Source organism: Corallococcus sp. CA053C (assembly GCF_003611675.1).
GTDB lineage: Bacteria > Myxococcota > Myxococcia > Myxococcales > Myxococcaceae > Corallococcus.
In genome coordinates, this window is record NZ_RAWA01000086.1 from 14,549 (window position 1) to 27,019 (window position 12,471).

Consider the following 12,471-nt stretch of genomic DNA (forward strand, 5'->3'; position numbering starts at 1 on the left):
CAAGCCATGTCGGAGCAGAAGAAGAGCGGGTCGCGGTTCGGCACGTTGAACGTCAAGGGCCTCAAGGAGACGCAAGGCAGCGGCAACGCCGTGCAGCTCCACGTCCACGGCCCGGGGTGCAACCACGACGGCCATGACCATGCCGGCCACGACCACGCGGGCCATGACCATGCGGGTCATGCGCATGCAGATGCCCACGTGCATGGCCCTTCCTGCTCCCATGGCCACGATCATGATCACCATGGGCATGACCACCACGGCCATGCCCACTCCCAGCGCGTCCTCCGTCCGCCGGCCCACCGTCCGGCGGAGGGAGGCGGCGCGGCGCTCCAGCTCGACCTGGAGGCCACGCTGCCGGGAGAGACGGACGACCAGGGCCGCTTCGCGCGACTGGAAGCGGCACTGGAGTCCCAGCGGGGCATCACCGACGTGCACCTGCGCCGCGACGCGGGCCACGCGGAGGTGTGCATCCACTACCAGCCGTCGCTGGTGAGCGCGTCGCAGTTGGTCACGCTCGCGCAGCAGACGGGCGGTCAGGTGGCGGCGCGCTACCTGCACCACACCTGGTTCGTGCGCGGGATGGACTCCGCGGACGCAGCGCAGGTCATCGAGCACGCGGTGTCCCGGATGAAGGGCGTGCTCACCGCCAGCGTCGCGTACGCGAGCGAGCGTCTGGTCATCGAGTACGACAAGGAAGAGGTGAAGCTGCCGGAGGTGGAGGCCCGGGTGAAGGCGCTCGGGTATGGGCTGGAAGTCCCCACGGCGGGCCATGCCTGCTCGCACCACGCGCACGGCGGTGGACTGGCGCCGCTGCTGGAGCTGCCCCTGGTGGTCGCCTCGGGCGTGCTCTTGGCGGCGGGCTTCGTGGTGGAGCACTTCGCGTTGGCCCCGCCGCTCGTCGCCACGGTGCTCTGGGGCCTGTCGATGACGAGCGGCGGCTTCTTCGCCATCAAGGGCTCGGTGCAGTCCATCGCGCAGCTGCGGATCGACATCGAGACGATGATGGTCGTGGCGGCGGTGGGCGCGGCGGTGCTCGGCGCCTGGTTCGAGGGCGCGTTCCTGCTCTTCCTCTTCAGCGCGGGCCACGCGCTGGAGCACCGGGCCATGGAGAAGGCGCGTCGCTCCATTGAAGCGCTGGGCCAGCTGCGTCCGGAGGTCGCGCGCGTGCGCCGGGGCTCGGACGTGGTGGAGGTGCCGGTGGCGGACGTGGCGCGCGGCGAGCGCATCGTCGTGCGCCCCGGTGACCGCGTGCCCCTGGACGGCATCATCCGCGAGGGCAGGAGCTCGCTGGATCAGGCGGCCATCACCGGCGAGTCCATCCCGGTGGCGCGCAAGCCCGGGGACGAGGTGTTCTCCGGCACCATCAACTGCGAGGCGGCGCTGGAGGTGGAGGTGACGCGCCTGTCGTCGGAGTCGGTGCTGGCGCGCGTGGTGGACATGGTGGCGCAGGCGGAGGCGCAGAAGGGCAAACGGCAGCGCTTCGCCCAGCGTTTGGAGCGCACTGTTGCGCCGCTGGTGATGGCGGCGGCGGTGGTGTTCCCGGTGGTGCTGGTGCTGACGGGCACGGACGTGAAGGAAGCGGTGCTGCGCGCGGTGGGGTTGCTCGTGGCCGCGTCGCCGTGCGCGCTCGCCATCTCCACGCCGTCCGCGGTGCTCTCCGCCGTGGCGTCCGCGGCGCGCGGCGGGGTGCTGATCAAAGGTGGCATCTACCTGGAGCTGCTCAGCGGCATCCGCGCCATCGCCTTCGACAAGACGGGCACGCTCACCGTGGGCAAGCCCCGGCTGCTCACCACCTGGCCCGCGCCGGGCGTGACGCGCGAGGAATTGCTCGGCACCGCCGCGAGCGTGGAGGCGCTGTCCGCGCACCCGCTGGCCAAGGCCGTGGTGGACGGCGCGGCCGAAGCGCGCGTCACCGTGCCGGTGGGCCGTGACCTGGAGGCCATCCACGGCCAGGGCATCCGCGCGAAGGTGGGCGACGACGCGGTGGACGTGGGCAGTCTCGCCCTCTTCACGGGCGAGGCGGTTCCCCCCGACGTCACCGCGGAGGTGACGCGGCTGGAAGAGGCGGGCCAGACGACGATGGTGGTGCGCCGCGCGGGCCGCTTCCTGGGCGTGCTGGGCGTGGCGGACACGCTGCGAGGCGGCGCACGGCAGGTGGTGCAGGCGCTCAAGGCCGGCGGCATCGAGCGCACGGTGATGCTGTCGGGCGACAACTCGCGCGTCGCGCAGTCCATCGCCGCGCAGGTGGGCCTGGACGAGGCGAAGGCGCCGCTGATGCCCGCGGACAAGGTCACCGCCGTGAAGGAGCTGGGCCGCACCCACGCGGTGGCCATGGTGGGCGACGGCGTCAACGACGCGCCCGCGCTGGCCGCCGCCGCGGTGGGCGTGGCCATGGGCGGCGCCGGTTCCGACGCGGCGCTGGAGACGGCGGACGTGGTGCTGATGAGCGACGACCTGGCGAAGCTGCCCTTCGCGCTGGAGCTGTCGCGCAAGGCCACGGCCGTGATGAAGCAGAACCTGGTCATCGCGCTGGGTGTCAGCGCCGTGCTCGTCGTCGCCGCGGTGCTGGGCCTGACGAAGATCAGCCAGGCCGTGGTGCTGCACGAAGGCAGCACGCTGCTCGTCGTGTTCAACGGCCTGCGCCTGCTCGCCTTCCGTCCGAAGACGCAGGCCTCGCCGCCCCAGCCGGCCACGGGGCCGCAGCCCGTCGCCGGCTAGCCAGCTCGCGTCATGCTTGGGATGGCAACTTCCCAAGCGGCCGAGCTGACCTGAAGTGGATGCACGCAGCGCGTCGCGACGGTGTGGAGACAGGTGCCGCGCGTTGGACATGGCATGGTGGTGCAGCCATGTCCGTCAGCGTCTTCGACCTCTTCAAGATTGGTATCGGTCCCTCCAGTTCACACACCGTGGGGCCCATGCGCGCCGCGCGCATGTTCGTGGTGGGGCTCTCGGATGCGGGGCTCCTGGAGCGCGTGACGCGGCTGAAGGTGGAGCTGTTCGGCTCGCTCGGCGCCACGGGCAAGGGCCACGGCAGCGACAAGGCGGTGCTGCTGGGCCTGCGCGGCGACACGCCCGAGGACGTGGACGTGGAGCAGGTGCCGGCGCTCGTCTCGCACTGGCGCACGGAGGGGCGCGTGTCGCTGCTCCAGCGACTGGTCATCCCCTTCCGCGACGGCGAGCACCTGGTGATGCACAAGCGCAAGGTGCTGCCCTACCACCCCAACGGCATGCGCTTCACCGCGTTCAACGAGGGCGGGGAGACGCTGGTGTCGCGCCTCTACTACTCGGTGGGCGGCGGCTTCGTGGTGGACGAGCAGGCGGCGGAGGGCAAGGACCCGCTGCGCGAGGAGACCCTCCGGCTGCCCCTGCCCTTCGAGTCCGCGGCGGAGCTGCTCGCGCACTGCGAGCGCGAGCGGCAGCCCATCAGCATGGTGATGCTGCGCAACGAACTGGTGTCGCGCAGCGAGGAGGACATCCGCGCGCGGCTGTTGCGCATCTGGGACGTGATGCAGGCGTGCGTGGTGCGCGGGTGCACGACGGGCGGCATCCTCCCCGGCGGCCTCAAGGTGGAGCGCCGCGCGGCGGCGATGTACCAGCGGCTCATGAGCCGGCCGGAAGCGGGGCTCACCAACCCGCTGACGGTGCTGGACTGGGTGAACCTGTACGCGCTCGCGGTGAACGAGGAGAACGCGGCGGGCGGGCGCGTCGTCACCGCGCCCACCAACGGCGCGGCGGGCATCATCCCCGCGGTGCTGCACTATTACTGGCGCTTCGTGCCGGGGGCGAACGCGGACGGCGTGGTGCGCTTCCTGCTCACGGCGGGCGCCATTGGCACGCTCTACAAGAAGAACGCCTCCATCAGCGGCGCGGAGGTGGGCTGCCAGGGCGAGGTGGGCAGTGCGTGCTCCATGGCCGCGGGCGCGCTCGCGGAGGTGCTGGGCGGCACGCCGCTCCAGGTGGAGAACGCGGCGGAGATCGCCATGGAGCACAACCTGGGCCTCACCTGTGACCCCATCGGTGGGCTGGTGCAGGTGCCGTGCATCGAGCGCAACGCGATGGCCTCCGTGAAGGCCATCAACGCCATGCGCATGGCGATGTCCGGCGACGGGCGGCACTTCGTCAGCCTGGACAAGGTCATCAAGACGATGCGCGACACCGGCCGCGACATGAAGGACAAGTACAAGGAGACCGCGCGCGGCGGCCTCGCCGTGAATGTCCTGGAGGTCGCGAACCTCAGCGTGGGCCTGCCGGAGTGCTGAGGCCCTGAGCGTCCAGGGCCGCTTCGCCCGGGCTCACCCGGGCACGAGGCCCGCCGCGTCGAAGAACCCGCTGGTGGGACCGTCCCTGCGGCAGCAGCGCCAGCCGCACGGACGGAGACCTGCTCACGCTGCGCCCGGGCCCTACCGCCGGCGCTTGCCACGCACCGCCGACGCCGGAACGACCTTCGCCGTGGGCGCGGGCCGATCCTGGAGCCAGGACTCCACGGCCTTCGCTTGATCCGCGCGACCGGCGGACGTGAAGCGCGCCAGGGCCTGCGTCGCCGCGTCGCGAGCCTCCTGCTGCTCCCCTTCCTTCCACAGCGCCTGGGCGAGCGCGAAGCCCGACTCGCCGAGCGAGTCCTCCTGCGCGTCCTTGAACGTCAGCGCCCGCTTCAGCGGAGCCACCGCGTCGCGCGTGCGGCCCATGCCCAGCAGCGCCTGCCCCACGCCGTCCAGCGAGTACTGGAGCAGCTCGTCCTCCAGCCCCAGCTTCGCCTCCTTCACGGCGAGCGCCTCCTCGTAGTCCTTCAGCGCCTCCGGGTAGCGCTTGAGCGCCAGCAGGCTCATGCCCTCCTCGTCCAGCGCCTCCGCCAGCTTCACGTGCGAGGGCCCCAGCAGCGTGCGGTGGATGGAGACCGACACCCGCGCGTGCTCCAGCGCCCCGGCGAAGTCCTTCTGCTCGCGCAGCGCCATGGACAGCGCCTGATGTCGCCGCGCGGTGTCCAGGTGCACGGGGCCCAGCGCGGCTTCCGTCTGCTGGAGCGCGTCCTTCAGCACCTTCACCGCCTCCGCCGACGCGCCCGTCTCCAGCAGCGTGCGCCCCAGCGTGAACGTCACGCGCGCCCGCTTGGGGTGCCCTTCCGGCAGCGCCTTCGCGAGCAGCCCGGACGCCTTCTCCAGCAGCGCCCGCGCCTCCTCCGGGTGCTCCTGCATCAGCGCGAGGTTCGCCTGGTTCACCTTCAGGTCGCTCTCCAGCACCGCGTCCCCGCCCAGGCGTTGGAGCGTCGCGTCCCCCAACCGACCCCAGCGCTGCGCCAGCTCGTACTTCTCCCGCTCGCCGTCCACGTAGAGCAGCTTGTTCATCACCGACACGGCCAGCCGGTCCGCGCGACCGGCCTCCGCGTCGTAGACGGCCTGCTCCAACACCGCGCCGCCCGCGACCTTGTCGCCCAGCGCCGCCTGCGCCCAGCCCAGGTGGAAGCGCAGCTCCGCCACCAGCGGCAGGTAGCCCGTCGCCACCACGCGCGCCTCCGCCTGCTTCGCCAGTTCCAGCGCCTTGGGCAGACGGCTCGTGTCGATGCGCGCCTTCACCTCCGCCAGCTGCTCCTCCAGCGCGTCCAGCTCCGCGCGCTTCGCCGGATCCGCCGGCCGGGGCTGCACCTCCGACAGGGCCTCCACGTCCGCGCAGTCACCGGGGGCGGGCAGCGCGTAGGCCGCGTCCAGCGCCTTGTCCACGAGCGCCGCGTCCGCCGTCTGGAGCGTGCCCACCAGCGCGCCCAGGTCCTTGCGCCGCCGCTCCAGGCACACGAAGCGCTGGGACAGCAGCGCCTCCGTCTGCACCTCGCGCACGCGCGTGTCCTCGCACGCCGTCGTGTGCTGCTTCGCCCACTCCGCGCCGTAGCCGTCCAGCACGTCGCCCACCCGGCGGGCCATGTCCTGCGCCACCGGGCTCTTCGTCGCGAGGAACGCCTGCGTCACCTTCTCGCGCGCGTCCGCGCCCCAGCGCTCCGACACCAGCGCCTCCGCTCCGGCGCACACCCGCGAGCGCGACCACACCGCTCCGCTCGCCACGCCCAGCACCACGGTGGCCGCCACCGCGGCGCCCACCCGCCGGTTGCGCAGGGCCCGCCGCTCCCGCTGCCCCAGCGCGTCCAGCAGCGCCGCCATGGAGCGGAAGCGGTCCTGCGGCTCCAGCGACAGGCCCTTCATCAGCGCGCGGCGCACCCAGCCCGGCACCTTCGTGTCCTTCGGCGGCTCCTGGATGGGCGACGGCGGCAGCACCTGCACCGCCGCGGCCTGCGTCACGCCCGGGTCGCCCGCCTCCAGCGCCCCGCCCTGGGGCCGCAGCTGCGACGCCACCCGCGACAGCTCGTCCGGGTCGAAGGGGCGGATGCCATACAGCGCGCGGTACAGCGCCGCGCAGAAGCTGAATTGATCCGACCGCGAGTCCAGCAGCTCGCCCCGGAACTGCTCCGGCGACATATAGGCGGGCGTGCCCATCACCAGCCCCGCCTGCGTCAGCTGCGAGTCGAGCAGCGACTCGTCCCGCACGGGCCGCGTCCGCTCGCGGGCGTCGCCGTCGCCGACCTCGTCCTCATCGTCCACCTCGCCCATGGGCCGCGCGAGGCCGAAGTCGGTGACGTAGACGCGCCCGTCCTTGCCCACCAGCACGTTGGCCGGCTTGAAGTCGCGGTGCACCAGCCCCGCCACATGCGCGGCCTCCAGGCCCCGGCCCGCCGCCAGGTACTTGTCCAACAGCTCCTGCCACGTCCGGGGCCGCGCCTTCGTCCAGTCCCGCAGCGTGCCGCCGTCCACCAGCGCCATCGCCACGTAGACCTGGCTGTCCCACTGCCCCACCTCGAAGACGGGGATGACGTTGGGGTGGGAGATGCGCGCCATGGCCTGCGCCTCGCGCAGCAGCCGCGCCCGCCCCTGCTCCAGGTCCTCGTGGCCGCCCTTCACCCGCAAGAGCTTCAGCGCCACCTTGCGGTCCAGGTCCGGATCATAGGCGGCGTACACCACCCCCATGCCCCCCTGCCCCAGCACCTTCAGCGGCAGGAAGCGGCCCACCTGCCGCGACGACAGCCGCTGCGACTCGCGGCCCGCGCCCACCGAGGGCGTGCTCTCCGACTCCCGGCGTCCCGTCCCGGCCGCACCACCTCGCCCCGTACCGTAGGATTCCCGCGAGGCTGAAACACGCGGTGCGGAGCCGGGGGCAGAGGCCCCGTCATCCCTGTCATTCCGGTTCGCCATGGATCCAGTGTACCCCTCATTGATGGATCCCCTGTTTGTCTACCGGGACGCCTGCCCGGTTGCGTTGGAAATCGCGCGTTCTCGTCAGATCCTGGAATTCCGAAGCAACCTCCAGAGTCCTCCGCGGATAATGCGTTCAGGACATCAGAAACAGGGGAACTCCCATGGGTTTCAGCATCGGCTCCAAGATTGACTCGGTCATGGCGCGAGTGCGTCAGGCGGCGGAGCAGGCCCGGGCGAACATGGCCGCGGCCGCCGAATCCGTGAAGGAGCCGCTGGCGGACGCCCCGAACGCGAAGCCGCTGGACGTCAACCAGGGCGTCTACCTGGACTCCTTCGAGGACGAGCGCGCCAAGAAGAAGGGCCTGCCGGAGCTGGCGGCGCCGCCCCCTCCGGGTTCGACCGCGCCCGCCAGTGCGATGCCCGTCAACGAGGCGGAGCAGGCGCAGCAGGAGAATGGCTGGAAGTCCACCCAGCCCACCGTCGTGCAGACCAGCAAGACCGGCTGCGCGGAGGCCGCCCTTACCTTCCTGGAGCAGTCCGACAGCGAGGCCCCGGCGCCGCTGACGCAGCAGCAGGCCCAGGAGCAGGTGCGCAACAAGGCGGACACGCTCGCGACCTCCCCCTCGGGCGTGAAGGAGCAGGGCGTGGACGTGAACCTGGACGACGGCGCGACGCCCGCCGAGATGGGCGCCGTCCTGGGCTCCATGGGCATCGCCGTCACCCACAGCTCCGCGGACTGCGACACGAAGATGCTGAGCAACGCCCTCAAGAAGGGGGAGCTCGCGCTGGCGCAGGTGGACTCCAACGCGCTGCTCAACACGACGCTGGAGCCGGGTGAGCAGAAGCAGGAGCCCGGCGAGCTGCACTGGATCACCATCGACGGCGTCGACGCGGGCAAGACGGACAGCAAGGACGACGACCTCTACCACGTGCGCGACCCCGTCAACGGGGCCTACTGGATGACGGCCGCGGACCTGAAGAAGTGCGTCTCCTCCGCGAAGGAGAACCACGGCGGCGGCGGCGTGATGACGATCCAGAAGGAGAAGGACCGCAAGACCAAGACGCCGGAGCAGTTGGAGGCGCTGGCCCAGCGCAACGTGGAGCGCGCCAACGTGCTCGGCAAGGGCAACGGCGGCGCCAGCCGGCGCGCGAGCATCGCCGAGTCCAGCTAGCACCGCCTGAAGCCCCCCGGGCCTTCACTGCCCGGGGGCGCGGCCTCGGTGGCCTGGGGTGAAGCGCGCTCGCCCAGGATGAAGGCGGCGTAGCGCGTAGAGGCCTTGTGGATGCTGCCGCCGTTGGGCCCCGCCTAATCCCAGAAGCCCGGCCAGGCCCCAGGACAGGTGGTTGTCGGAGCGGTAGCGCGCGAAGGCGCTGGAGGTGGAGTGTGCGTCCGCCCAGCGCGTCCACGCCTGGAAGCTGGAGTTCACGGCCTCCGCGGACTTGCGCAGCCACTCGCGCACGGCGGCGTCATCAAGGGAGCCTTTGGCCGCGCGGTCCGATTGCTGGAGGACGCGGAGTTCGAGCTCATCGTCCAGTCAGGCTTCCGTCGGGAGCTGAAGCCGTGGGAGCAGCACGTCGCGGAAGAGCCCACCTACGCGGCGCGGCCCTTGGAGCAACAGGTCCTCTGGCGGCCCTTCCGGGATGAAGCCTTCCGCCACACCGTGCGGCAGGCCTATGGAGAGACCTGCGCCATCTCCGGCTTGAGGCTCATCAACGGAGGAGGCCGCCCGGAGGTCCAGGCAGCCCACATCCAGCCCGTGGCGGCTCACGGGCCCGACTCCGTTCGCAATGGTCTGGCCCTGACGGGAACCGTCCATTGGATGTTCGACCGTGGGTTGATCTCCGTCGATGACGATCACCGCGTGCTGTTGGCGAAGCGGGATATGCCCGAGGAGCTGGGCCATCTCGTCCAACCACACCGGCGGTTGCGTCTGCCTGAACGGCCCGAATGGCGGCCCCACCCCAGCTATCTGAAGTGGCACCGGGAGCACGTCTTCAAAGGCTAGCTCCCGTGAGCTCAGTCCACGATGAAGAGCCTGGCCCCTGTCTCTGTCGACGAGCGGTGGGAGCCGTCGTCATCGGAGACCTGGTAGCTCATCATCGGCCCGAGCTCGAAATGCCTGCCGTCCTTCAACTCGGTGTGCAGCGTCCCCTCGAGCACGAGCAGGATATGGCCGCGGCGGCACCAGTGGTCCGCCACGTATCCGGGTGTGTACTCAACGAGCCGGACCCGGATGTCTCCCGCCTGGAGCGTTCGCCAGAGCGCCTTCCCTGATTCCCCCGGGTGCTCCGTGGGCTGGATCTTGCTCCAGTCGGTGGTGCCGAAGGGGATGTTCGAGATCTTCAGAAGTGACTCCTTCCAACGACGTGCTCGTGCGCCCCAGCCCCCCACAAGGGAGGCCGAGCCTTCACCCTACAGTCTCGGCCCGCTCGCGTCCCTCCGACAGGTGCCCGCTCAGGTCCCAAGGTGCGGAGGTCCGGGTCCAGGCGCCATCCCACGCGCTGCTCGAACGCGTCGAGGGGACATGCCCGAGGAGCTGGGCCATCTCGTCCAGCCGCACCCCCGATTGCGCCTCCCTGAACGGCCCGAATGGCGGCCCCCCCCGCTACCTGAAGTGGCACTGGGAGCACGTCTTCAAGGGCAGTCTCAAGCAGTGAACGCCGCAGGCGGGTGCGCAGGCTGGCTGGCGCTGTCCTGGGTGACAACCTCCCTGGTTTGCAGGCCCGGGGAGGGGGCAGTTTTAGTGTCGCGAGGGGGTCAATTTTGCTGTCGCTCTACAGCAGCGCCAGGTCAGGCCCGGTGCCTTTCCGCCTCCCGAAAAAACTGGGTGAGCGAGTAGTCCAGCAGCGACTGGCGGGACTGCATGTACCGACGGGCGCGGAGGAACGGCAGCCAGACGCGCTTGTCGACACGCACCTGGGACTCCTCCAGCTTCTGCCGCGGCACCCACGTCCCGCCCAGCCGCCGCACCAGCATGCCGCCCAGGTAGGCCCCCAGGGCCGGAGCGGTGTGCTCGTCGATGAGGTCCCGCGTGTACCTCTCCGGGAAATTCTCCCTCCAGAAGTAGAAGTCCAGGTCCGTGAGGGACTCAGGTGTCTCTTCCATGATGGAGGGCACCTGGGTGTGCAGCGCCGCCACGAGGCTTTCGGACAGGTCGCCGTAGTCGCTGCGGGCGCGCTCGGGATTCTCCACGTCCGAAGGAAGTGCGACCGGAAGCCACTCCTCGGGCTCGGGTGGCTGGAAGGCGTTGAGTTCGGCAATCTTCTGCTGCCGCTCGCTGATGGCGAACTCGTCCGGCAGCCGCGAGAGAAGCGGCGCCAGGTCCGGGTGGAAGCGAGGTTCCACAGGGGCGAGCGCGGCACTGCGCTCTCGCAGCGTGTTCAGCACCGTGTCGAAGTCGAGGTCTGGCCGCAGGTGGACATGGGCACGGGCCTGCGCCACACGCGCTTCATCGCTCGCGAAGTCCGCGGCGGTGGGCCGAAGCACCAGGAGGACAGAACCGTTGGGCAGTTCCTCCACGAGGTGTGCAGGAGTCGAGAGCATCCGCTCGCGGCCTACGCCTTCCACGAGCTTGGGGCCGAAGACGTTCAGCCAACACAGCTCATAAATCTTGTCGAATCCATCTCTCCGAGACACCTCAGCATCGCGGCCGAAATGGGGGGAGCCCGCCAACTCACGGTCAGCCATGCTGTGGGCCGAAGCATACGGTGCCGGGTAGTGGATGGCCCACGCCCGGACCATTTCCATGAAGCTCCGGCAGCATTCGTCCTCTGCAAAGAGGGCGAGGGGTTGAACGTCGAGCCAGACTTGCAGGCTTGAAGGAAGAGGCGGAAACCTGAGCCGGAGCGACATATCCAACACGGGCCACTTCTTGCGATAGAGCCCAATGGAGGTGCTCCTTTCGCCGCGCTCCTCTCTCAGTATTTTCCGAATGGCAGCACGAGAGTAGCTCTGTCGCCGCTTCCCTTTGACGATGTCCGGCATCCACTCGCCGGCACCCAACTCAAGCGCCTGCAGGAAGGGCTCCAACTCGCGCTCGAAGTCAGCCTGGTGCGCGAAAGCACCTTCGAACGAGAGGAGAAGGTTGTCGTCCATATTCAATCTACGAAACCCAGGAATGCTCATTGGACCACCACATCCACCCCGTCGACTTCCTCTCTGACAGCGTCCAAGGCCGCCTCCAACGTTCCCACCTTCTTGGGCTTGAGTTGATTACCTTCATAAACGAGGCGGACCCTTTGAACTTTCACTTCGAGTCGGAGCCCAGGTCGGCGGATGTGCACCGTCTCACCGTAATACCGTAGGGCCGCAGTGGCGTCCGCTGCCATCTGTGTAGCCAGCTCCCTCTGCTCCAAGAAGCGGAGGTCCCGGCTCTTGAAGCTGAAGGTCTCCACCCGAGGTGACTGTCCGGGAGAAGGCCGCGCCTCGATGACGAGCACGTCCGCGAAGCGCAGGTCCACCTTCGCCACCCCCACGTGCGTCTCGATGCGCGGCTGCTCGAAGTCCCGGAGCCACCGCCGCTGCGCCCGCGGCAGGGCCGCATCCTCCTCCAGGAGTGCGACCATCTTCTTCTCGAAGGCCAGGCCCCGGGCGTACCTGTCACGCACGAGTTGGTAGCCGGCCCACTTCAGCGGACCCTTCTGCGCCATCCCCTCCTGGATTTCCGCGACCCTCGTCTCCAAGTACGCCACGTAGTCGGCCCAGCGTGGCTGCGCAGTCACTTCGGCAGGAGCCGCTGCCTGAAGGGCATGACGGTGCCTTGTCAGTTCCGCCACGTCCATTGACAGGCGCTCTCCCGGGAACTCCGCCTCCAACTGCTGGAACTTCGCCCCCGCCACCTCCGCGGGGAGTCCGGCTGCCTCGGGTGGCACCGAGGGCTGAGTACCGCCTCTTCTCCCTGTGCCACCGCCAGTGGACGTGGCGCTCGGAGGGGCGCGATACCGCACCGACAACGAGGCTTGTGCTTGAGCAACATTACCTCGCGTCTCGTGCAGCGCCAGGGCGCCCGCCTCGCCCCACTCGCTCACCAGGAGGGCCGCCTCCCGGCTCTGCTGGAGGTGGCGGGCCAACTCCCCCACCGCGCTCTCTCCCAGTCGCGCCTCCAACCTCGCCAGCACGGCCTTCAGCGCCTCCACGCGGGGCACCACCGCCTGGAGCCGCGCCCCCTCCTGTCGGGAGAGGCTTGCTTCACGTAAGGCACGCGCCCCCTTCCCTCCCGCGTACAGGCCCACCATG

At 70.1% G+C, this 12,471-nt stretch carries 7 protein-coding genes and 1 pseudogene; 4 read left to right on the forward strand and 4 right to left on the reverse strand.

Annotation, left to right across the window (positions count from 1 at the left end):
• Positions 1 to 6: 6 nt before the first annotated feature.
• Together D7V97_RS14375 and D7V97_RS14380 are read left to right on the forward strand one after the other, a co-directional pair.
• Positions 7 to 2,718: a cation-translocating P-type ATPase gene (locus tag D7V97_RS14375; protein ID WP_120611205.1), complete on the forward strand. Its 2,712-nt coding sequence runs from the start codon at positions 7 to 9 to the stop codon at positions 2,716 to 2,718.
• A gap of 128 nt (positions 2,719 to 2,846) precedes the next feature.
• Complete coding sequence (locus tag D7V97_RS14380; protein ID WP_120611206.1) at positions 2,847 to 4,259, forward strand: L-serine ammonia-lyase; 1,413 nt, start codon at positions 2,847 to 2,849, stop codon at positions 4,257 to 4,259.
• A 141-nt stretch (positions 4,260 to 4,400) separates the two neighbouring features.
• Here D7V97_RS14380 and D7V97_RS46625 read toward each other — a convergent pair whose 3' ends face one another.
• Positions 4,401 to 7,091: a serine/threonine-protein kinase gene (locus D7V97_RS46625; protein ID WP_304988505.1), complete on the reverse strand. Its 2,691-nt coding sequence runs from the start codon at positions 7,089 to 7,091 to the stop codon at positions 4,401 to 4,403.
• Positions 7,092 to 7,396: 305 nt separating this feature from the next.
• On the opposite strand from D7V97_RS46625, the gene D7V97_RS14390 reads away from it, so the two are divergent.
• The gene (locus D7V97_RS14390) at positions 7,397 to 8,407 is read left to right on the forward strand and encodes a hypothetical protein (RefSeq protein ID WP_120611208.1); all 1,011 of its coding nucleotides are present in this window, start codon (positions 7,397 to 7,399) and stop codon (positions 8,405 to 8,407) included.
• A gap of 327 nt (positions 8,408 to 8,734) precedes the next feature.
• Positions 8,735 to 9,241 (forward strand): HNH endonuclease, encoded by a 507-nt coding sequence (locus D7V97_RS14395; RefSeq protein ID WP_233582786.1) that lies wholly within the window; start codon positions 8,735 to 8,737, stop codon positions 9,239 to 9,241.
• 11 nt (positions 9,242 to 9,252) lie between these two features.
• On the opposite strand, the gene D7V97_RS14400 is transcribed toward D7V97_RS14395, so the two are convergent.
• The 3 genes and pseudogenes from D7V97_RS14400 to D7V97_RS14410 form a co-directional block, all read right to left on the reverse strand.
• The gene (locus D7V97_RS14400) at positions 9,253 to 9,627 is read right to left on the reverse strand and encodes a DHCW motif cupin fold protein (protein WP_199728807.1); all 375 of its coding nucleotides are present in this window, start codon (positions 9,625 to 9,627) and stop codon (positions 9,253 to 9,255) included.
• 399 nt (positions 9,628 to 10,026) lie between these two features.
• Positions 10,027 to 11,331, reverse strand: coding sequence for a hypothetical protein (locus D7V97_RS14405; RefSeq protein ID WP_233582788.1), 1,305 nt, complete (start codon positions 11,329 to 11,331; stop codon positions 10,027 to 10,029).
• 26 nt (positions 11,332 to 11,357) lie between these two features.
• A pseudogene (locus D7V97_RS14410) lies at positions 11,358 to 12,471 on the reverse strand (hypothetical protein); the annotation flags it as partial.